The organism is Faecalibacter macacae (assembly GCF_003687725.1).
Lineage (GTDB): Bacteria > Bacteroidota > Bacteroidia > Flavobacteriales > Weeksellaceae > Empedobacter > Empedobacter macacae.
In genome coordinates, this window is sequence record NZ_RDOJ01000002.1 from 156,248 (window position 1) to 178,131 (window position 21,884).

The following is a 21,884-nucleotide window of genomic DNA, read 5'->3' on the forward strand; positions in this document are numbered from 1 at the left end:
TCAGATAAGCTGTACAATAAGTTAAAATATTGTAATTTTACGCCTTATAATATTTCGATTCTATGATCGCATCAATGACAGGTTATGGTAAATCTGTTTTAGAATTACCAGAGAAAAAAATTACTATAGAGATTCGCTCTTTAAACAGTAAAACTTTAGACTTAAACACAAGAATACCTTCTTTTTACCGTGAAAAAGAATTAGAAGTAAGAAATATAATTTCTGAAAAAATTCAGCGTGGAAAGGTTGATTTCGCAATGCAAGTTGAATTAAATCCAGCTGCAAGAACTCAAAAATTAAACGCAGATTTAATCAAACAATACATCGCTGATTTCAAAGAAATTACTCCTGATGTTTCAGAAGCTGACTTATTACCTGTTGTTATGCGTATGCCAGATGTTATGAATTTTTCGCAAGATGATTTAACTGAAGGTGAATGGAATGCAATTCGTAATACAATTCTTGAAGCTGTAAACGCTTTAAACCAATATCGTAATGATGAAGGTAATGTTTTAGAGAAAGAATTGGTAAGCTACGTTAATAATATCATGAGTTTATTAACTGAAGTTGAGCAATACGAAGGCGAGCGTATCATTACAATAAAAGAACGTTTTGGAAAAAAATTAGAAGACTTAAAAGTTGAAATTGACCAAAATCGTTACGAACAAGAAATGATATATTTCTTAGAAAAATTAGATGTAACGGAAGAAAAAGTTCGTTTAAAAAATAACTGCGAATACTTTATTCAACAAATAAATGAAGAAGGATCTAACGGAAAAAAATTAGGTTTCATTTCTCAAGAAATTGGTCGTGAAATTAATACGTTAGGATCTAAATCTAATCATGCTGATATGCAAAAACTTGTTGTTCAGATGAAAGATGAATTAGAAAAAATCAAAGAACAATCATTAAACGTTTTATAATACTAAAATGACTAAAGGAAAATTAATCGTATTCTCGGCACCTTCAGGAGCAGGAAAAACTACGTTGGTAAAACATGCTTTAGAAACAATGGAAAACATCCAATTTTCTATCTCATGTACGACTCGTGAAAAGAGAGAGGGTGAAGAACATGGTAAAGATTATTATTATATCACACCAGAAGAGTTTAAAGCTAAAATTGCAAATGACGAGTTTGTAGAGTACGAAGAAGTTTATACTAATAACTTTTATGGAACATTAAAATCAGAAGTTGAACGAATTACTAAAAACGGAAATTCAGTAATTTTTGATATTGATGTTGTTGGTGCTTTAAATATTAAAAAAATCTATGGTGATGAGTGTTTAACTGTTTTTGTTAATCCGCCTTCGTTAGAAATTTTAAAAGAGCGTTTAATTTCTCGCAATACTGAAAGTGAAGATAAATTAAAACAACGTATTGATAAAGCAGGAATCGAAATGGAAACAGCTCCGCAATTTGATATCATTTTATTAAACGATGATTTAGACGCAGCAAAAAAAGATACCTTAAAAATTATTGAAAACTTTATTAAATAATTTTTATTCAAAATAGATAAAGCCTAAATCTGATAAAGATTTAGGCTTTTTTTATATCTTTAATCACCACAAAAAAACAAAGATGTTACAAACTGATTTTATAGAAATCAACGGACTTTCATACCATATACAGCGCATCATAAAAGATGTAAATTTACCCACAATTATCTTTTTACACGATTCGTTAGGTTCTGTTAAATTATGGCGAGATTTTCCAGAAAAATTAGGCGAAATCACTAATTATAATGTTTTGATATATGACAGAGAAGGTCATGGCGACTCATCTCCATTTACAATTAAAGAAAGACCTATTAATTATTTAGAATTAGGTGCTGACATATTAAATAAAATCATAACAAAACTAAATCTAACACAAATCATTTTATTTGGTCATAGTGATGGTGCAACAATTTCTTTACATTATGCTGCAAAATACCCAAATAATATTTTGGCAACAATTGTAGAAGGTGTGCACGTATTTGTTGAAGAAGAGACTTTACAAGGAATTAGAGATGCAAAACAAGCACTTGAAACAACTAATTTAGCAGAAAGAGTTACTAAATACCACGGTAATAAAACAGATATGCTTTTTAAACTATGGATAGAAACTTGGTTAAAACCTAACTACCGTGATTGGAACATCTATAAAGAGATAAGAAATATAACAACACCTGTTTTAGTTTTTCAGGGCGAAAATGACGAATTTGGAACAATGCAACAAGTAGAAAAAATTAAACAAAATGTTTCTGCTACAGTTATTGATTATTTGATTCCAAATTGTGGACATAATCCGCATAAAGAACAAAAAGATTTTACATTAGAAAAAACAAAAGAATTTATAAAAGAATACGCGTTATGATGCACATGTATAGTAACAATGTTAGAATAGCAAAAAAAATTGCTATCGGAACAATTATAAGTGGTTTAATTTTTTTAGCTGCATTTTATTTCACATATAACACAAGTTACGCTTATGGCGGAGCATTTTTTGGATTAGGAATTGCTGCTATTGCAATTACAATTTTAACGAGTGCTTTAATAGCTGCTTCAAGACAAAATCAGGACAGTAAGCAAAAAAGTACTACAATAATATGGAATGCAATTACATTAATCGTTTTAGCAATATTTACTTTAATTGGATATAACTTATTAAATTCAGCTAAAATCGTAGTGAAAAATAATCTTGATTCTGAAATTAAAAATATTTTCATTACGGGTTGTCAGAATTTTGAAGTACAGACAATAGCTGCTAATTCTTCAAAATCAATTTTAGTTAATTATGCTAATAATAACGATGAAAATTGCGAAATCGGAATTAGATACACAACTCAAAATTCAATGGAAGACGAAATCTTAATTGCTTCTGTAAAACCTTTACAAGGTGAAAAAGTAGTTTATGAAATCAATTAATCAGAGGATTTTTATTTTACTTTTTTCTTGTTTTTTATCACTTAATAGTTTTGCTCAAAATAATCAACAAGTAGAAAATTGGAGTTTTTATATTTCTAATTACGAAGAACTTTTATACTCTAATTTTTTAGATTTAGAATTAGCGAAAGTTGCTCCTGTTTCTGAAGCTGATCAATTATTATCGATAAAAATAAAACTAAAATCACCACAAGAAGATGGCTTATCAAGCTTCGATGAACATGATGATTTAGTTAAATTAGAAGATAAATTATTAGAAATTTTATTTAGAGATAATTTAATTTATTACGCTGGAAGAACTACTGGAAATGGGAATAGAATCTATTTTTTTACACGAATTTCAATTTCAATTTAGCTAAAAATAAACAACAATTATCCTCTTTTATTCCTAATTATACTTTAGATATATCTTTACAAACAGATAAAGATTGGAATCAATATTTAAATTTCTTGTTTCCTGATGAAAATGAAATGCAAATGATTCAGAATTTAGATTTGATTACTTATATCGAAGAACAAGGTGATGATTTATCAAAGGAAAGAGAAGTTTTTCATTGGATTTATTTTAATTCGAAAATAGATCGAACTAAATTTATAAAGAAAGCTAAATCAAATAATTTTAAAATTATTGCTGAAAATTTAGATAAAAAATTAGGAGATTTATCTTATTCATTAAACATTTCAAGAAGTGATTTTATCGACTGGAAAAGTATAAATGATGTTACAATTGATTTAATGAATTTAGCTAAAACTTATAATGGAGAATATGATGGTTGGGAAACCAGTATTGAAAAATAAAAAAACCACTTCAAGAGAAGTGGTTTTTATTTTATATAACTTTTTTGATAAATCTTAATTTGTGAGAATATTTTTGAGAATCAGTATTAAATATTCCGTTTGAATCGAAAGGATCAATCCTAACTTTTCCGTGAGCATGAATTATTTTATAATCACCTAAAATAATTCCGACATGGATAATTTTTCCGTCCGCATTATCAAAGAAAGCTAAATCCCCTGGTTCAGCTTCTTCTACAAAACTTAAAACTTCACCTAACTCAGCTTGTTGATACGCATCTCGTGGTAATTCATATCCTCCTAATTTATATACTTGTTGTGTTAAACCAGAACAATCAATCCCGAAAGTCGATTTTCCTCCCCACAAATACGGCACGTTTAAATATAATTTAGCTAGCTCAACTAATTGTTCTTTCGACTTTTTTGTTGAAGTATAAACGCCATAATATTCAAAACACTTCTCTCCTATTCTGATTTTATTTTCCTTTAACGCACGTAATTCAGCACCTAAAGTTAATGTGAAAGGTAGTCCATTTTCAGAAGCTTGATTATAGGCGTTAATTGCAAATTTTTCGTCTAAATTTTGATTGTATTCCTCTTCAGAAACTTCTAAAAATTGTTTAGGATCAACCCAACCTTCATAACCATCATAAGCTAATCTGATTTTTGACCATTTTTCTAATTCTTCTAAAACCTCAACTTTTTCTCCAAAAAGAACTTGAGAAACCATTTCCGAAGAATCGGCAGCCGCAGAACGTAAAGGCGAAACACTTACTTGACAAATTGCAAACTTCATTACTTCTTTCGTATTAAAGTGATACCATCCCTAATTGGTAAAATCAACGATTCAACGCGTTCGTCGGCAGTTAACATGTCATTAAATTCTTTTAAGATTTTAGTCGAAGGATCTTTTTTATCTTCTTCTTCCATCATCACTTTACCGTACCAAAGCACGTTATCAACTAACATTACTCCGCCCGGACGTAGAAGTTCTAATACTTTTTCAAAGTAATAGGGATATGATTCTTTATCAGCATCGATAAAAGCTAAATCAACCGTACTTGGTTCAATCGTATTTAATTCTTCACGCGCATCATTTACACGAAAATCAATTTTTTCTGCATAATCAGATTCATCAAAATATTTACGACATAAATATTCTAACTCATCATTTTTATCCATTGTAATAATTTTTCCACCATCTACCAATCCTTCCGCTAAACAAAGTGTCGCGTAACCGGTAAAAGTTCCTAACTCTAAAATAGTTTTAGGAAATAAAATCTTCGATAACAAACTTAATAATCGACCTTGATATTCGCCTGAAATCATGTGCGGTTGTGTTGTACATTGATATGTTTCAACACGTAAACGTGATAAAATTTCAGGTTCTTGATTGGTGTGGTTATCTAAATATGTTTCTAAAATTGGTGAGATATTGATCATTCCGTCTAAAAAAGTCTACAAAAATAAAAAAAATGCTACAAACTATGGCTATCTCGAAAGAGTTTCAATGAGAAAAATTGCATTTTAATTATAATTAGTAAACTTTTATATATGTCTTATAAATTAATTTATTAGTAATTTCATTATTATCATTTTCATAAGGTTCAAAACTTACTAATACTAATTTATTCTCTGTAATTCCCTGGACAAGAAGTTGAATTTTTTTTCTATTTTCTTCACTAAATAATTCATTAAAGACTTCTATACCATGAATTTTTATCCAGTCTTTTTTCATTTTTTTGGTGAATGGAAGAGGTTGAGAATTATCTAAAGTAATCAGTAAATTTCCAAAATCTTCTTTCTTAATTTCCCAATTACCTCTTAAGATGTGCTTTTTATCTGAAATATTTTCCCAAGAATTATTTGAATTAAATGTCATTTCAGAAATTGTATACATTGAACTTTCTTCGCCTGTAATAGATACATTAGAAATAAGTTTCCATTTACCAATAATATTTTTTTGAAGAATTTCGTAATCTAATTCATTTATAAGCTGCTTTCTATAATTTTCCATATCAAAAGCATCTAAATCATTTAAATCTAAAGAACTTGAATCTGATTTCACTTCTTTAAAACTAACACGACTTCCTTTATTATCTTTTACAGCTTTGAGTTCTAAATTCTGAGCAAAAATATTTTGACAACAAATTAATAACAGTAGAAATATAATTTTAGATAAATTTTGGTTCATATAGTTTTAGCTAAACGTTTAAGTTCCTAAATTACAAAAAATCAAACCAAAAAAGCATTACTTATTGAGTAATGCTTTTTGGTTTGAAATTTATTCTATATCGATTGTTATACTTTTTCTTCCTGTATAACACGAACAATTTCAGGATTAAGTAATGTTGAAATATCACCAAAATCTGATTCTCCTGCAGCAATTTTACGTAAAATACGACGCATTATTTTTCCGCTTCGTGTCTTAGGTAAACCTTTTACAAACTGGATTTTATCTGGTTTTGCTATTGCTCCTATCGATTTTGAAACCTCCTCTTTAATTTGTTTTATCAAATCTTCAGAAGGTTGAAAATTATCATACAAAATCACATAAGCATACAATGCATTTCCTTTGATATCATGCGGAAAACCTACTACTGCACTTTCTACAACAGCTTCATGTTCATTAATCGCATTTTCTATTGGTGCAGTTCCTAAATTATGACCTGAAACAATTACTACATCATCTACTCGACCAGTTATTCTGTAATATCCCATCGCATCGCGATACGCTCCATCACCTGTAAAATAGGCATTTTCAAAAGTTGAAAAATACGTGTCCTTATATCGTTGATGATCTCCATAAACAGTACGAGCCATCGACGGCCAAGGAAATTTAATTGCTAAACGTCCTTCAGCTTTTTCTGCTCCAGTTTCGATTTCTTTCCCATTTTCATCCATTAAAACGGGTTGTACTCCAGGTAAAGGTAATGTTGCAAAAGTAGGACGAGTTGATGTGATTCCAGCCAATGGCGAAATTAAAATCGATCCTGTTTCTGTTTGCCACCATGTATCAACAATAGGACAATTTCCTTTTCCTATATAATCATTATACCAATGCCAAGCCTCTTGATTAATTGGCTCGCCAACAGATCCTAAAACTTTTAAACTTGATAAATCATATTTTACAACATAATCTAAAGATTCTTTTGCTAAAGAACGAATTGCAGTTGGAGCAGTATAGAAATGTGTTACTTTTAATTTTTCAACAATTTCCCAAAAACGTCCAAAATCTGGATAACTTGGAACACCTTCAAACATTACAGTAGTCGCTCCACAAGCTAACGGACCATAAATGATATAAGAGTGTCCTGTAATCCAACCAATATCAGCTGTACACCAATAAATATCATCTTTATCCATTTGGAAAATATTCTCGAAAGAATAAGCTGTTTGCACCAAATATCCTCCCGTTGTATGCACCATTCCTTTCGGTTTTCCTGTCGAACCTGAAGTATATAATATAAATAAAGGATCTTCTGCATCCATTTCTGTCGCAGGACAATTAGCATCAACTTTAGACATTTCATCAATCCAAAAACGATCACGACCACCAACCATCATTGTAGGCTCTATCGCACGACGATAAACAATACATGTTTGAATAGAAGGACAATCTTTCAATGCTTCATCTACAATAGCTTTTAAGTTGATTGGCTTATCTCCACGATAAACTTCGTTAGCTGTTACTATTAATTTACATTGTGCATCATTGATACGAGATGCAATTGCCGAAGAAGAAAAACCTGCAAAAACAATTGAATGTACCGCGCCAATACGTGCACAGGCTAACATTGCAATTGCTAATTCTGGAATCATTGGCATATAAATACATACACGATCACCTTTTTGAACTCCATTTCTTTTTAAAACATTCGCAAATTGACATACTTTAGCATGTAATTGGCGATAAGTAATAATTCTGGTTTCTTCGAATGGATTATTTGGCTCCCAAATAATAGCTGTTTTATTTCCATTTTTCTGAAGATGACGATCTAAAACATTTTCTGTAATATTTAATTTCCCACCTTGAAACCATTTAAACTCTGGTTTAGAAAAATCATATTCAAGTGTTTTGTCCCATTTTTTTTTCCAAACAAATTGTTCGGCAATTTGATCCCAAAAAGCCTCAGGATTATCTACACTTTCTTTGTATGCTTTTTTATACTCGGAAAATGAATTAATACGAAGTTTATTCATTTTTTACTTTATTGTGGTTTAACTTAAAAATAAAAAAAACGGATTAATTTATCAAATTAATCCGTTAATATTTTATAAATAAATAAATTACCTCTTATTTTCCTTTATAAGGACTCGCATTATAATATTGTAATGCTGTTGGTAAAGCTTCTTTTATTTTTTGAATTCTAGTTGCATCAGAAGGGTGAGTACTTAAAAACTCAACTTGCTCACCAGATCCAGCTTGTGACATACGTTCCCAAAAAGGAATTGCAGCTGATGGATCATAACCTGCCATTGCCATTAAATATAATCCTGTTAAATCAGCATCTAATTCCATTTTTCGAGAGTAAGATAATAATCCAACTTGCCCTACAACCGGGTAATATTTCTCGAAAGCTGTTCCCCAAGATGCATTTCCAGCTGCCGAACCAACTACAGATCCTAAAACACTCATTCCGTATTGTTGAGACATTTGTTCTGCTGAGTGATTTGCTAATGCGTGACCAATTTCATGTCCCATAACTACAGCTAATCCATTTGCATTTTGTGTAATAGGCAAAATTCCTGTATAAACAGCTACTTTTCCTCCTGGCATACACCATGCATTAATTTCGTTTGCTTGTAACAATTTGAATTCCCACTCATAACCATCTAATTGAGAAGAAATTCCTTTTTCTGCATAATATTTATCAGCAGCATATTTAATACGCTCTCCTATTGTTTGCACTAATTTTGCATTAGTAGTTCCTGTTTCAACTTTTGCAGATCCAATAACTTCTTTATATTGAGCAAAAGATTGTGGAAAAATAGAAGCATTAGAAACTAAATTGATTCCTTTTCTTCCTGTAACAGCATTGGTTGTACACGCTGATACTAAAACAATTGCACTAAAAGCGATTAATATTTTTTTCATAGTATTTATTTTCCTAGTTTCTTTTTAATTTCATTTAATTTCATCAAAGCTTCAACAGGTGTTAAAGTATTAATATCTGTATTCATAATTTCCTCACGAATCGATTCTAAAATTGGATCATCTAACTGAAAAAAGCTCAATTGCATATTATCTTGCGTAATTTTCTCAGTTTTGTTTGATAATCCTTCATCAGATTTAGATTGCTCTAAAACCTTTAAAACATCATTAGCACGATTAACAACTACTTTTGGCATTCCGGCCATTTTAGCCACATGAATCCCGAAACTATGTTCACTTCCTCCTGGAACTAATTTTCTTAAGAACAAAATCGTATCCTTTGTTTCTTTGATACTTACATTAAAATTCTTAATTCGTTCCATTGATTTTGTCATTTCATTTAATTCATGATAATGCGTTGCAAACAATGTTTTTGGTTTCATTTTACTTTGGTGTAAAAACTCCGCAATAGCCCATGCAATCGAGATTCCATCGTAAGTTGAAGTACCACGCCCAATTTCATCCAACAGAATCAAACTTCGTTCCGAAATATTATTTAAAATACTAGAAGTTTCATTCATTTCGACCATAAACGTAGATTCACCAGAAGATATATTATCAGAAGCACCAACACGAGTAAATACTTTGTCGATAATACCAATTTCTGCATATGAAGCAGGAACAAAACTTCCTATCTGAGCCATTAACACAATAAGCGCTGTTTGACGTAACAAAGCAGATTTACCAGACATATTAGGTCCTGTAATCATAATAATCTGTTGATCAATCTGATTCAATTCAACATTGTTAGAAACATATTGTTCTCCAAGAGGTAATTGTTGCTCGATAACAGCATGACGACCTTCTTTAATTTTTAAATCAAAGCCATCATTTAATGTAGGTTTTGTATAAGAATATTTTTCAGCAATTTCGGCAAAAGTCGATAACACATCTAAAAATGCAATTGCTTTTGCTGTTTGCTGGATAGGTAATAATTTAGTAATAATTTCTTGAATCAAATCAATAAACAACTGATTTTCTATAGCTAAAATTTTTTCCTCAGCACCTAAAATCTGTGTTTCATATTCTTTTAATTCTTCCGTTATATAACGTTCCGCATTCACTAACGTTTGTTTACGAATCCATTCTTCCGGAACTTTATCTTTATGTGTATTTCTTACTTCTATATAATATCCAAAAACATTATTAAAAGCGATCTTTAGTGATGAAATTCCTGTACGTTCAGTTTCACGCTGACACATTTGATCCAAATAATCTTTACCCGAAAATTGAATCTTACGTAATTGATCTAACTCTTCTGAAACACCTTCACGAATCACATTTCCTTTTACAATTTGATGTGGTGGCTCGTCTGATAACGTATCAAAAATCTTTTGCGTTAATGCTTCAATGTTTTCAATCTTAAGAAATAAATCTGAAATCTCCTTTATATTAGAATTAAGAGCTATTTCTTTAATTTCCTTAGAAATCTCTAAACTTTGTGCTAATTGTTGTAATTGGCGAGGTGTAATTTTACCTGTAGAAACTTTACCAGCTAAACGTTCTAAATCAGTTAGCTGACCTAATTTCTCGCGCAAATCATAACGAATATCTGCATTTGAATAAAAATATTCAACGATATTTTGACGCTTTTGAATCGCTTTCAAATCTTTTAAAACCATCACCATCCAACGGTTTAGTAAACGAGCACCCATCGGAGTTGATGTATCATCTAAAATATTTAAAAGTGTTACACCTTTTGGATGAGGAGAATAAACCAATTCTAAATTTCGAATCGTAAATGGATCCATCCAGACAAAACTATCTTGACTAAGTCGTTGGATTGATGTAATATGTTGGATATCGAAATGATGCGTTTCATCTAAATAAGCTAAAATGGCACCAGCAGAAATAATCCCTTCTTTTAAATTTTCGATTCCAAATCCTTTTAAGTTTTTAGTTTTAAAAAGACTCGTTAATTTATCGATTGCATAATCGTATTGAAAAGCCCAATCATCCAACAAAAATTTACTCTTAACATCAGAAAAATTATATTTCACACGTTTTTGGTAAATTACCTCACTTGGACGAAAAGATTGAATAATTTTTGCGACATGATCTTCCGGACCTTCCGAAGCTAAAAATTCACCTGTCGAAACATCTAATAATGCTATACCAAAAGTTTTATCCCCTTGGTGAACAGCCATTAAAAAGTTATTCGATTTTGAAGATAAAACCTCATCTTGTAAAGCAACTCCTGGTGTAACTAATTCTGTAACTCCACGTTTAACAATTCCTTTTACTGTTTTAGGATCTTCTAGTTGATCGCAAATTGCAACTCGTAGTCCAGCTTTAACAAGTTTAGGTAAATAAGTGTTTAACGAATGATGTGGAAAACCTGCCAATTCACTATTTTCAGAACCATTTGCTCTTTTAGTCAAAACAATATCTAAAATACGAGAACTTTTTACGGCGTCTTGTCCAAATGTCTCATAAAAATCACCAACTCTAAACAATAAAAGCGCATCAGGATACTTTGCCTTGATATCGTTATATTGTTTCATTAGAGGAGTTTCCTTATTCTTTATTACTTTTGCCAATTATTATGCTTTTAGAAAGGCTAAGTTAATTAAATTCGAAGTGATGAGAAAACTTAAATTAGACGAATTAGGTCGTGTTTCGGCTGATGAATATAAAGAGATTGAAAAACACCCAATTGTGGTTGTATTGGATAATGTAAGAAGTATGCACAATGTTGGTGCTGTTTTCAGAACCTCTGATGCATTCTTAATTGAAAAGATTTATTTATGTGGAATTACAGCTACACCTCCACACAAAGAAATTCATAAAACTGCGATTGGAGCTGAAAATTCTGTTGATTGGGAATATGTACAAGATTCGAATGAATTAGTAGCAAAATTAAAAGAAGACGGATTCAAAATCGTTACAATTGAACAAACTGAAGGTTCTGTATTATTAAATGAATTTAAAGTAGACTCTTCTCAAAAATACGCAATTGTTATGGGTAATGAAGTAGATGGTGTACAACAATCTATCATTGACCAATGTGATACTTGCATCGAAATACCTCAATCTGGTACTAAACATTCATTAAATGTTTCTGTATGTACAGGAATTATTTTATGGAAATGGTATGAAGGATTTATGAAATAATCCGATTAAATCATAAATAATCTAAAAAGGGAATCAAAATGAATTGATTCCCTTTTTTAATATACAATCGTAAAAAAAACCTGAAGAAATCTTCAGGCTTTTTTTATTATTTTAAAACGATATTATTTAATTTCTTTAAAGATAACTCGTCTGTTTTCTAAATTTTTCCATGCTGGACAGTTAGAAACTGGATTACACTCTACGTGTTTTAACTCAGATTTACCTTTACCAACTGGTGTTAAATTATCAGTATTTACTCCTTTATTCGATAAGAAACGAATAACTGAAGCAGCACGTCTTTCAGATAATTTTTGGTTATATTCAACACCACCTGCAGCATCTGTATGTCCTTCTACGTAGAATTTGTAGTTTGGATTTGCTTTTAATACTTCAGCAGCGTTATTTAATTTTCCGTAAGATGCTTCACGAATACGATCTGAATCATAATCGAATTCAACTCCTTCTAATGCAGAAGAAACTAACATTGCAACTTCATCACCTGAAATTTGAACTAATTTTTCTGGACAACCACCGTTTGTTGGAGGTCCTGGAATTGTAGGACATTTATCTTCTGAATCTGGAACACCATCTCCATCTGAATCTAATGAACATCCTGATCCATCAACTCTTACACCAGCAGGTGTATCTAAACATCTATCCCATTGATCACAAACACCGTCTCCATCAGCATCAACACACTCGAATAAAGAATCTGATGTTAATCCAAGAACTCCAGATCCTCCTGTTGGTGGATACCACTGTAATGCTTCTGGATGTTTCCCAATTTTAAAGTGTAAACCTAAAGATAAAGTTAACATATTATCATCACGTCCTTCTTCTGTATCTGCAGCAGTCCAATAACCTGGCACAGGCTTTCCTGAAGCATCAAACTCTTCATCACCTGTCATAACGTACATACCTTTAAGCTCTAAATCGATTCGATTAGATAATTTATGACGAAGACCAGCACCTACTTGAGTATAAACAGATTTATCAGCAATTTTTTGATCAGTTACAGTAATAAAGTCCGTTCCACTCCCATTATAAAAGTTTCTTTCAGCTTCGTATCCTAATAACCCTACCCCAGCATAAGCGTGAAGTGACCATTTAAATTGAGATGTATTATCAACTCTTCTCCATAAATTAGATAGATTTAAATCTCCCAAAATAGAAATTCCTTGATATTTAGTTTTTCCCCATGCATTACCGTAATGATTAGAAAGGTACATATCATCTACTAAACCTTTTTGTCTAGTACTTCCGTATTGATATTGTAATGATAAACCAAATGCATGTGTTATTTGCTTGTTAACTAAAAATTGTAAATCATATCCAGGTGTAAAAAAGCCATCTGACCAACTTACTAGATCTGTATTTTGCACTAGATTACCTCCACCATAAATGGATAGAGACCAATCATTAAATTTTCTGTCTTCATTTGTAAAATGCTTCTTTTGATTGCTATCAGTCTGTCCAAAAGCCGAAGCAAATAAGCTTAAAAATGAAAAAGTCAATAGATATTTTTTCATAGGTATAATTGTTTACTCAATAAATTAATTGGATTCAAGAACAAAAATAATAAAATATTCTAATAAAATCTTAAATAAAAAATAATTCTTTTACAAACTCCCTTGTAACAACCTGATGATGAGGAATTATCAAACCACTACTAAAGAAGGATATATTGTTAAAAAGTAAAACATCAATATCTATTATGCGATCAACATAATTTTCGCCTTCCAGTGGTTGCGTATATGTTCTTCCCATTAAGTTTTCAATACTTTTCACAGTTTTTAAAACTTTTATCGGAGATAAAGTTGTATAAACTTCAATTTTTTGATTTAGAAAACTATTAGAACTTGTAAAACCTACAGCTTCATTTTCTAAAATATTTGAATATTTTAAAATATCACCAACTTCTTTATTAATCAGGCTTTTTGCTAATTCTAAATTATTATTTTTGTCTCCTAGGTTTGTTCCTAGTAACAAAGTGACTATATTATTCGACATATAGGCAAAATTACATATTTAGACCAAATGAAAAGTTTTTTAGGTAGAGTATTATCTACAATCGTAGGTAACATCGCAACATTAAGTATTTTCGGAATACTATTATTTTTATTAATCATTGTTTCTTCTATAAATTCACCAAGTCCGACTGTAAAAGATGGATCTGTATTAGAATTGACCTTCGAAGATGCTATTTTAGAAAGTGATATGGATAACGAAGTTTCATTTTTTGATCTATCTACACCTACAAAATTTTATTTACAAAACATTCTTCAAGCCATAGAAAAAGCAAAAACTGATGATAATATAAAAGGTATCAGTTTAAAAATTGAAAATTTTAATGGTGGATTAACACAAGCTAGTGATATTAGAAAAGCTTTAGAAGATTTTAAAACTTCTGGAAAATTTGTGTACGCCTACTCTAATAACGCATCTCAATTATCATATTATTTAAATACTGTGGCAGATTCTGTTTATCAAAATCCACTTGGAGGTACTTTATTACAAGGTATGAGTTCAGAAGTTATGTTCTACAAAAATGCAGGAGATAAATATGGTGTAGATTTTCAGGTAATTCGATACGGAGAATTCAAAAGTGCTGTTGAACCTTTTTTCAGAACCGATTTATCTGACGAAAATAAATTACAATTAAACTCTTTATTGGGTGACATTTGGGGGAATATTTCAAATGATATGGCTAAATCAAGAAAAATTAATCCATTAAATTTTCAAACTATTACAGATAGTCTATATTCATATATTCCTGAAGTTGGTTTAAAGCATAAAATCTATGATAAAATCATTCATGAAGCTGAATATGAAGATATATTATTCAAAAAATTAAACTTAAAAGCTAAAAGTAACAAAACTAATGGAGAAATTTTAGCAAAACATACAATTGGTATAAAAGAGTACTATAATACATACTCTGAAGATTCAAATTCTGATAAGATTGCTGTTTTATATGCTTCTGGAGAAATTACTGAAGGTGATGGTTTTGATGGAATCCAATCTAAAACATATGTAAAAGCAATACGTGATATCGAGAAAAATAAAAATATTAAAGCATTAGTATTACGTGTAAATTCTCCTGGGGGAAGCGCTAATGCATCTGAAGAAATTTTATTTGAGTTAAGAAGATTAAAAGCTAAAATGCCTATTGTAGTTTCTTTTGGTGATGTGGCAGCTTCTGGAGGATATTATATCGCTCAGGATTCTGACAAAATTTTCGCTCAACCAAATACTATTACAGGTTCGATTGGAGTATTCGGAATGATTCCAAATGCAAAAGAATTAGTTAATAATATAGGTATAACAACTGATGGTGTAAAAACGAATGCTAATGCAGATCAATTAAAATCTATTTTCAATCCATTATCTTCTGATGCAGAAAAAATGATGAACAGATCTGTTGTATTAGTATATGAAAAATTTGTAAACCACGTTGCAAGAAATAGAAAAATGACTTTTGAACAAGTAAATAAAATTGGTGGCGGTCGTGTATGGTCAGGAACAAGTGCTAAACAAATAGGTTTAGTTGATGAATTTGGTGGATTAAATGATGCGTTAAAAGAAGCAGCTAAATTGGCTAAAATTGAAGAATACAGTACAGAATCATTTCCAAAAAGAAAAGAAAGTATTGAAGAATTAATGGATAAACTTCAAGGTAATAATATTGAATCTAAAATCAAAAAAGAATTAGGAACAGATGCTGCTAAAATCTATTCAAGCCTTAAAACTATGAATCAACAAAAAGGAGTTCAAGCGCGTCTTCCTTTTGACATAAAAACTAATTAAAAACTTAAAAAAGGGTTAAAAAATTTTTTAACCCTTTTTTTTGTTGAAAACTTTTTACTTTAGCTAAAAGTTTAGCGTCATAAAATGAATATTTATCTTTTATTTTGACTAAATTTTATCATACTTTTGTAATTCATTAAATAAATACCAGATCTTTATCTTAAAATGGGATTATTCGATTTTTTCACGCAAGAAATTGCAATTGATTTAGGTACTGCTAACACATTAATTATTCATAATAATAAAGTAGTTGTTGACAGCCCATCGATTGTTGCTATACATAGAAGAACTAACAAAGTTATTGCTGTTGGAGACCAAGCAAAGCACATGCAAGGTAAAACACACGACGATATTAAAACTATTAGACCATTAAAAGATGGTGTAATTGCAGATTTTGAAGCGTCTGAGTTTATGCTTACAGAGTTCATTAAAAAAATTCCTGGAATTCAAGGAAAATTATTCTCTCCATCTTTACGAATGGTAATTTGTATTCCTTCAGGTATTACTGAGGTTGAAAAACGTGCCGTAAAAGATTCATGTGCTAGAGTAAATGCCAAAGACGTTCGTTTAATTTACGAACCAATGGCAGCTGCAATTGGTGTTGGAATTGATATCCAACAACCAAAAGGTAATATGATTATTGATATAGGTGGTGGTACTACAGAAATTGCTGTTGTAGCTTTAGGAGGTATTGTTTGTGATAAATCAGTTAAAATTGCTGGTGACGTTTTCACAAATGATATTGCATACTATTTAAGAACGCACCACAATTTATACATTGGTGAACGTACTGCTGAACGTGTTAAAATTGAAGTTGGAGCTGCTGTAGAAGAATTAGAGCACGCACCAGAAGATATGCCTGTACAAGGGCGTGACTTAATCACTGGTAAACCAAAAGAAATTACAGTTAATTATAAAGAAATCGCTCGTGCGTTAGATAAATCTATCTTACGTATTGAAGATGGTGTTATGGAAACATTATCTCAAACTCCGCCAGAGTTAGCTGCCGATATTTATAATACAGGTATTTATATGGCCGGTGGAGGTTCTATGTTAAGAGGTTTAGATCAACGTATATCTAAAAAAACAGGATTACCTGTATTCTTAGCTGATGATCCTTTAAGAGCAGTTGTACGTGGTACAGGAATTGCCTTAAAAAACATTGACAAGTTTACTTTCTTAATGAAATAAAAATATTTAAAGATCTAGAGCAATGCAATATATTCTAAATGCTATTAGAAAAAATGGTGTATTTATTATTTTCGTGTTTTTGGAATTTATAGCATTGTTTTTAGTCTTTAGAAAAAACATCTATCACGAAACTATTCTAGCTGAAGCAAGTACATCTTTTACAGGCTTCACTAACGATAAAATAGCTGCTGTTACAAACTTTGTTAACTTACCTACAACAAATCAAGAATTACAGGAAGAAAACGCTATGCTTCGTGAACGTTTAGTACACTTAGGTATTAAAGACGCCCGCACAAAGAAATTTACAAAAGTTGATTCTTTAGGATATCAACAAACTTTTTCATTTATACCTGCTGATGTTATCAATAATTCGTTAGCTAAAACTCAGAACTACATCACGATAGATAAAGGTCGTAAAAATGGTATTGAGAAAGGTGATGGTATCATTACCAATAAAGGTGTAATTGGTATTATTACTTTTGCTGGACAAAACTACTCGAGAGCGATTTCATTGCTAAATAAAGATATTCGTGTAAATGCACGTATCAAAGGAAATGAATATTTTGGTACTTTATTATGGGATGGTAAAGATGCACGTTATGCACAACTAACTGAAATTCCTAAATATATTAAAGTAAACAAAGGAGATACAATCGAAACTGATGGTAAATCTCCAGTATTCCCAGAAGGATTAATGATTGGTACTGTAATTAGTAAAACTAATGACAACGTAACAGGTGAATTAAAAATTCAAGTTAAATTAAAACAAGATTTTGGTAATTTATCTCATGCATACGTCGTTACGAATCTTAATAAAATCGAAATCAAACAAGTTGAAAAATCTGACACAATTATAAACAATGTACAATAAGGATTTTTTTATAAATATTTTCACAATTATATTATTAGCTTTAGCTCAAGTATTTGTATTTAATCATATCAATTTTCTTGGAAGCTATCAGCCTTATATATATGTTGTATTTGTGTTATTTTACCCACCTTACCAAAGCAGATATCTTTTAATTTTATTAGCCTTTTTATTAGGTCTATCGATTGATATTTTAGAATATTCTGGTGGAATTCATGCTTTTGCTTTAACATTGATAGCATTCTATAGAAATTTAATAATAAAATTATTAGCAGGAAAAGTGAATTTTGAAATGGAATATTTCAATTTCAATTCATTCAGTTTTTCACAATGGATATTCTATTTAGCTATTTTGATTATTTTCCATCATTCTGTTTTATTACTTTTAGAAAATTTCAAATTCACAGGAATTCTAACTGTATTAACAAATGCACTAATTAGTGCAGGTATAACCTTTATTTTTGTTTTTATTTATAAGATTTTATTCAAAAATAAAATTCTGATATGAAAAAACTCTTAGTCGTATATACATTAATCCTATTTATAGTTTTTCTTTTTATAGGTCGACTTGCGTACTTACAACTTTTCACGGACAGATATAAATTGAATGCCTTCAATACCTCTATCAAACAAGAAATTATCTACCCAAACCGTGGTGATATTCTTGACCGAAATGGAAAGTTATTAGTATCAAATACATACTCATACGAATTAAATGTCCTTCCAATGAAAATTGGAGAAAATTTTGATACAGTAAAGTTTTCAAATTTAGTAGGTGTAACTACAAAACAATTTGATTCAATCATCAATACAATTACAAAGACTGATGGTTTTAAAAAATTGTCTCCTTATCCTTTCAAAAAAAATATATCTCGCGAAGATTATGCTCGTATGCAAGAGCAACTTTACTTATACCCTGCATTTAGTATCATAAAACGTCCTGAACGTAAGTATATGGTAGAAACTGCCGGAAATATTTTAGGATATATCAACGAAGCAAATCCATCATACATTAAATCTGATTCTACCTATTATCAACCTGGAGATTTCGTTGGAATTACTGGTGTTGAAAAATCGTATGAGAAAGATTTAAGAGGAGTAAAAGGTATAAAAAACTGGATTGTAGACCGTACAATGAATGTTGTAGGTCCATACAAAGATGGACAATACGACAGGCAAGTAAAAAGTGGCAAAACAATTCACTTAACTATTGATTATAGATTACAAGAATTAGCCGAACAAATGTTGCAAAACAAGCGTGGAGCTATTGTTGCACTTGATCCAAATAGTGGTGAGATTTTAGCCTTAGCTTCTGCTCCAACAATTAATCCTAACCATTTCTTAGATTCAAAACTTAGAAATGCTTTGATTAATGATTCCATTTCAAAACCAACTTTCGATAGAGCTTTACAAGGTACTTATCCTCCAGGTTCAACATTCAAGATGTTAACAGCATTAGCTGGTTTACAAATGGGAACAATGACTGATTCTACAACTTACACATGTAAACATGGTTTTAGATATGGTCGTATGAAAATTGGTTGTCACTGTGGAAGATATTATTCACCTCAAAACTTAGAATATGCTATCGGTAAATCGTGTAACAACTATTTCTCTGAAGCTTATCGCGATATTGTAAGAAAAAACCCAAATGATTATACAGAAGGTATGAACGAATGGGCGAATATTATGAATAGTTTTGGTTTAGGAAAATTCATGGGTACTGATTTACCTGTTGGTAACAAAGGTTTAATTCCTACCGGAGATTTCTATGACGATCGTTTTGGAGAAGGTGTTTGGAATCCTTACCGAATTATATTCAACGGTATGGGACAAGGTGATATTAATACAACTCCGCTGCAAATGGCAAATTTTGCCGCTGCAATTGCTAATAAAGGATTCTTTTTCACGCCTCATATTGTTCATAAAATTGAAGGTCAACCATTAAAAGATTCAAACTTTATTGTTCCAAAGAAAACTTTAGTTGATCAAAAACATTTCGAAACCATATTGCGTGGAATGAGAAATGTATTTACAATGGGTACAGCAAGAGCTTTAAGCGTTAGAGATTACGAACAATTAGGTAAAACAGGAACATCTCAAAACTCGCAAGGACAAGATCACTCGTTATTTGTTTTGATTGCACCTGCCGATAAACCAAAAATTGTAGTTGCTGCAATTGTAGAAAATGCACATTACGGTGCAACTTGGGCTGGTCCTATGACAAGTTTAGTTGCCGAATTATATATAACTGATACCATCAAGCGTCAACCAATGTTGACTAAGATGAAAAACGGAAGTTTCCAAGGCGAATATAATCGTCAGTGGATTAATTACCTAAAAAGAAAAGGTTTATATATAGAACCTGTAAAAAAAGATAGTACCGTAACTTTAAAGAAAGATAGCATTGAGCCAAAACAGATTATTACAAGGAATTGATTGGACAGTAATTATACTGGGATTAATTCTTTTAATCTTTGGAATAATGAATGTCTACAGTGTGGATAGTGAACGTGGAATCAAACAAATAATTTGGTTCACACTTGGTATGGGAATGATTTTAGGAATGATTATCATTAGTGGTAATAACCGAAATTTTTTCGAAACCTATTCACCAGTTATTTATATAATTTCAGTACTTCTACTCGTTGGGGTACTTATTGTCGGAAAAGAAATTAATGGTGCAAAAGCTTGGTATAGCTTCGGACCGGTATCATTACAGCCTGCTGAATTCGCTAAGATTGGAACCTCGTTATTAATTGCTAATTTAATAAATCATTCCAGTGCTAATCTTAAAGATATCACTTTTTTAGGTAAAATTGCTTTAATTGTAATTATACCAATTGCTTTAATTTTAATGCAACCCGATTTAGGATCAGTTATCATATTCTGTTCTCTATCAATACCATTGTATAGAGAAGGATTTCATCCAATGATTATTCTAAGTCCTATTATCGCTTTAATTATTTTCCTAATTTCAATTGTACAAATTCCATTTTATGTACTTTTAGTCTTTGGATTTATAGTATTAGTAATTGCTTTATTAGTCTTATCGTTTAATTATAATAAAGAGATTGAAGATGCATGTTACGGCTCGTTAATTGGCCTATTTATCTTCTTTTTATTACTAATTGGATCAGCATATATAATTGGGCATTTTGATGAAGAAACACGTTTAGGTTTTGGACATTTATTCCCAAATAAAGCCTTATATTTTAGTGAACCTATATTCTTTAATACATTAATTTTTGGTGGATTCGGAGCTTTTATTTCAATTATTCCAGTTATCATCATGAAACTTTCATATGAAAAGGAAACAAGTTCATCTCCATTCAAATTACAATCAGGAGTTGCAGCGAATGTAATGACGGTTAGTATTATCACATCAATCGTTGTTTTATTATTTACAAGTACAATTAGTTTTATATCTCCTATCATTTTCGAAAAATTACCAAAACACCAAAAAGAACGTGTAATGGTATTGTATGAAGGTGAAGCAAAATATCGTGATACTTCTGGCTATAACTTATTATATTCTAAAACGGCAATTGGTTCTGGAGAATTATTCGGAAAAGGATATAACCAAGGAACAATCAAAAAAGGACGATTTGTGCCAGAACAATGGACTGATTATATTTTCTGTACTGTTGGTGAAGAATGGGGTTTTGCAGGAAGCGTAGGTGTAGTAATTTTATATGCACTTTTTATAGGTCGACTGTTTTACATAGCAGAAAATCAAAAGAATAAATTTGCACGATTCTACGGTTATTCCGTAGCATCCATTTTATTCTTCCACTACTTTATTAACATTGCAATGGTTATGGGATTATTCCCAACAGTAGGTATTCCGTTACCATTCTTTAGCTACGGAGGAAGTTCGCTTTGGGGATTCACGATATTAATCGGAATTTTCTTAATTATTAATTATAGACAAAATCAAAGTTTGATTTAAAATCATCTTTTATTTATATTTTACTCAATAAAAAACTCGATTCTATAGAATCGAGTTTTTTACTTTTTATACTTATA

20 protein-coding genes and 1 pseudogene are annotated in these 21,884 nt (G+C 30.7%); 13 read left to right on the forward strand and 8 right to left on the reverse strand.

From position 1 onward, the window contains the following. The first annotated feature begins 62 nt into the window (after positions 1–62). The 6 genes and pseudogenes from EAH69_RS02070 to EAH69_RS02095 all read left to right on the forward strand — a co-directional run bounded on the left by EAH69_RS02070 (position 63) and on the right by EAH69_RS02095 (position 3,723). Complete coding sequence (locus EAH69_RS02070; protein WP_230466666.1) at positions 63–923, forward strand: YicC/YloC family endoribonuclease; 861 nt, start codon at positions 63–65, stop codon at positions 921–923. A 7-nt stretch (positions 924–930) separates the two neighbouring features. Beyond that, positions 931–1,497 (forward strand): guanylate kinase, encoded by a 567-nt coding sequence (gene gmk / locus EAH69_RS02075; protein WP_121933535.1) that lies wholly within the window; start codon positions 931–933, stop codon positions 1,495–1,497. An 82-nt stretch (positions 1,498–1,579) separates the two neighbouring features. Further along, entirely contained in the window at positions 1,580–2,356 is a 777-nt protein-coding gene (locus tag EAH69_RS02080) for an alpha/beta fold hydrolase (protein ID WP_121933536.1), read from the forward strand. Further along, positions 2,353–2,907: a hypothetical protein gene (locus EAH69_RS02085; protein ID WP_147439067.1), complete on the forward strand. Its 555-nt coding sequence runs from the start codon at positions 2,353–2,355 to the stop codon at positions 2,905–2,907. The genes EAH69_RS02080 and EAH69_RS02085 overlap by 4 nt, the downstream gene beginning before the upstream one ends. Continuing rightward, positions 2,894–3,321 (forward strand): annotated as a pseudogene (locus EAH69_RS02090) (DUF695 domain-containing protein); the annotation flags it as partial. The gene EAH69_RS02085 and the pseudogene EAH69_RS02090, both read left to right, overlap by 14 nt. Positions 3,322–3,402: 81 nt before the next feature. Then, the gene (locus EAH69_RS02095) at positions 3,403–3,723 is read left to right on the forward strand and encodes a ribonuclease E inhibitor RraB (protein WP_230466667.1); all 321 of its coding nucleotides are present in this window, start codon (positions 3,403–3,405) and stop codon (positions 3,721–3,723) included. Positions 3,724–3,754: 31 nt separating this feature from the next. Here the strand turns inward: EAH69_RS02095 and EAH69_RS02100 are convergent, their stop codons facing one another. From EAH69_RS02100 to mutS, 6 genes are all read right to left on the reverse strand, one after another. Continuing rightward, positions 3,755–4,516: a C40 family peptidase gene (locus tag EAH69_RS02100; protein WP_121933540.1), complete on the reverse strand. Its 762-nt coding sequence runs from the start codon at positions 4,514–4,516 to the stop codon at positions 3,755–3,757. Further along, entirely contained in the window at positions 4,516–5,163 is a 648-nt protein-coding gene (locus EAH69_RS02105) for an O-methyltransferase (RefSeq protein ID WP_121933541.1), read from the reverse strand. The genes EAH69_RS02100 and EAH69_RS02105 overlap by 1 nt, the downstream gene beginning before the upstream one ends. 94 nt (positions 5,164–5,257) lie before the next feature. Then, positions 5,258–5,914, reverse strand: a complete 657-nt coding sequence (locus EAH69_RS02110; protein ID WP_121933542.1) for a hypothetical protein — start codon at positions 5,912–5,914, stop codon at positions 5,258–5,260. A gap of 107 nt (positions 5,915–6,021) precedes the next feature. Beyond that, positions 6,022–7,923, reverse strand: coding sequence for an acetate--CoA ligase (acs, locus tag EAH69_RS02115; protein ID WP_121933543.1), 1,902 nt, complete (start codon positions 7,921–7,923; stop codon positions 6,022–6,024). A gap of 94 nt (positions 7,924–8,017) precedes the next feature. After that, positions 8,018–8,818 (reverse strand): M48 family metallopeptidase, encoded by an 801-nt coding sequence (locus tag EAH69_RS02120; RefSeq protein ID WP_121933544.1) that lies wholly within the window; start codon positions 8,816–8,818, stop codon positions 8,018–8,020. A 5-nt stretch (positions 8,819–8,823) separates the two neighbouring features. Then, on the reverse strand, positions 8,824–11,379 hold the full coding sequence (gene mutS, locus EAH69_RS02125; protein WP_121933545.1) for a DNA mismatch repair protein MutS: 2,556 nt from the start codon (positions 11,377–11,379) through the stop codon (positions 8,824–8,826). A 79-nt stretch (positions 11,380–11,458) separates the two neighbouring features. Between mutS and EAH69_RS02130 the strand changes: the two genes are divergently transcribed. Beyond that, entirely contained in the window at positions 11,459–11,989 is a 531-nt protein-coding gene (locus EAH69_RS02130) for an RNA methyltransferase (protein WP_121933624.1), read from the forward strand. Between the two features lie 122 nt (positions 11,990–12,111). On the opposite strand, the gene EAH69_RS02135 is transcribed toward EAH69_RS02130, so the two are convergent. Together EAH69_RS02135 and folK are read right to left on the reverse strand one after the other, a co-directional pair. Further along, complete coding sequence (locus tag EAH69_RS02135) at positions 12,112–13,518, reverse strand: OmpA family protein (protein ID WP_121933546.1); 1,407 nt, start codon at positions 13,516–13,518, stop codon at positions 12,112–12,114. A gap of 70 nt (positions 13,519–13,588) precedes the next feature. Beyond that, a complete protein-coding gene (folK, locus tag EAH69_RS02140; RefSeq protein WP_121933547.1) occupies positions 13,589–13,999 on the reverse strand; it encodes a 2-amino-4-hydroxy-6-hydroxymethyldihydropteridine diphosphokinase in 411 nt (136 codons plus the stop codon). A 27-nt stretch (positions 14,000–14,026) separates the two neighbouring features. On the opposite strand from folK, the gene sppA reads away from it, so the two are divergent. The 6 genes from sppA to rodA all read left to right on the forward strand — a co-directional run bounded on the left by sppA (position 14,027) and on the right by rodA (position 21,807). Next, positions 14,027–15,796, forward strand: coding sequence for a signal peptide peptidase SppA (gene sppA, locus EAH69_RS02145; RefSeq protein WP_121933548.1), 1,770 nt, complete (start codon positions 14,027–14,029; stop codon positions 15,794–15,796). Positions 15,797–15,961: 165 nt separating this feature from the next. Further along, complete coding sequence (locus tag EAH69_RS02150) at positions 15,962–16,987, forward strand: rod shape-determining protein (RefSeq protein WP_121933549.1); 1,026 nt, start codon at positions 15,962–15,964, stop codon at positions 16,985–16,987. 22 nt (positions 16,988–17,009) lie between these two features. Beyond that, positions 17,010–17,858: a rod shape-determining protein MreC gene (mreC, locus tag EAH69_RS02155; protein ID WP_121933550.1), complete on the forward strand. Its 849-nt coding sequence runs from the start codon at positions 17,010–17,012 to the stop codon at positions 17,856–17,858. Further along, positions 17,848–18,363, forward strand: a complete 516-nt coding sequence (gene mreD / locus EAH69_RS02160) for a rod shape-determining protein MreD (protein ID WP_121933551.1) — start codon at positions 17,848–17,850, stop codon at positions 18,361–18,363. The genes mreC and mreD overlap by 11 nt, the downstream gene beginning before the upstream one ends. Continuing rightward, positions 18,360–20,294, forward strand: a complete 1,935-nt coding sequence (locus tag EAH69_RS02165; protein ID WP_121933552.1) for a peptidoglycan D,D-transpeptidase FtsI family protein — start codon at positions 18,360–18,362, stop codon at positions 20,292–20,294. The genes mreD and EAH69_RS02165 overlap by 4 nt, the downstream gene beginning before the upstream one ends. Next, positions 20,263–21,807, forward strand: a complete 1,545-nt coding sequence (gene rodA / locus EAH69_RS02170; RefSeq protein ID WP_121933553.1) for a rod shape-determining protein RodA — start codon at positions 20,263–20,265, stop codon at positions 21,805–21,807. Before EAH69_RS02165 ends, rodA begins: the two co-directional genes overlap by 32 nt. The last annotated feature ends 77 nt before the right edge of the window (positions 21,808–21,884 follow it).

Bases quoted from the DNA above. Each gene is read 5' to 3' on its own strand.
- EAH69_RS02070 (WP_230466666.1), top strand. From the start codon at position 63: ATGATCGCATCAATGACAGGTTATGGTAAATCTGTTTTAGAATTACCA.
- gmk (WP_121933535.1), top strand. From the start codon at position 931: ATGACTAAAGGAAAATTAATCGTATTCTCGGCACCTTCAGGAGCAGGA.
- EAH69_RS02080 (WP_121933536.1), top strand. From the start codon at position 1,580: ATGTTACAAACTGATTTTATAGAAATCAACGGACTTTCATACCATATA.
- EAH69_RS02085 (WP_147439067.1), top strand. From the start codon at position 2,353: ATGATGCACATGTATAGTAACAATGTTAGAATAGCAAAAAAAATTGCT.
- EAH69_RS02095 (WP_230466667.1), top strand. From the start codon at position 3,403: ATGATTCAGAATTTAGATTTGATTACTTATATCGAAGAACAAGGTGAT.
- EAH69_RS02100 (WP_121933540.1), bottom strand. From the start codon at position 4,516: ATGAAGTTTGCAATTTGTCAAGTAAGTGTTTCGCCTTTACGTTCTGCG.
- EAH69_RS02105 (WP_121933541.1), bottom strand. From the start codon at position 5,163: ATGATCAATATCTCACCAATTTTAGAAACATATTTAGATAACCACACC.
- EAH69_RS02110 (WP_121933542.1), bottom strand. From the start codon at position 5,914: ATGAACCAAAATTTATCTAAAATTATATTTCTACTGTTATTAATTTGT.
- acs (WP_121933543.1), bottom strand. From the start codon at position 7,923: ATGAATAAACTTCGTATTAATTCATTTTCCGAGTATAAAAAAGCATAC.
- EAH69_RS02120 (WP_121933544.1), bottom strand. From the start codon at position 8,818: ATGAAAAAAATATTAATCGCTTTTAGTGCAATTGTTTTAGTATCAGCG.
- mutS (WP_121933545.1), bottom strand. From the start codon at position 11,379: ATGAAACAATATAACGATATCAAGGCAAAGTATCCTGATGCGCTTTTA.
- EAH69_RS02130 (WP_121933624.1), top strand. From the start codon at position 11,459: ATGAGAAAACTTAAATTAGACGAATTAGGTCGTGTTTCGGCTGATGAA.
- EAH69_RS02135 (WP_121933546.1), bottom strand. From the start codon at position 13,518: ATGAAAAAATATCTATTGACTTTTTCATTTTTAAGCTTATTTGCTTCG.
- folK (WP_121933547.1), bottom strand. From the start codon at position 13,999: ATGTCGAATAATATAGTCACTTTGTTACTAGGAACAAACCTAGGAGAC.
- sppA (WP_121933548.1), top strand. From the start codon at position 14,027: ATGAAAAGTTTTTTAGGTAGAGTATTATCTACAATCGTAGGTAACATC.
- EAH69_RS02150 (WP_121933549.1), top strand. From the start codon at position 15,962: ATGGGATTATTCGATTTTTTCACGCAAGAAATTGCAATTGATTTAGGT.
- mreC (WP_121933550.1), top strand. From the start codon at position 17,010: ATGCAATATATTCTAAATGCTATTAGAAAAAATGGTGTATTTATTATT.
- mreD (WP_121933551.1), top strand. From the start codon at position 17,848: ATGTACAATAAGGATTTTTTTATAAATATTTTCACAATTATATTATTA.
- EAH69_RS02165 (WP_121933552.1), top strand. From the start codon at position 18,360: ATGAAAAAACTCTTAGTCGTATATACATTAATCCTATTTATAGTTTTT.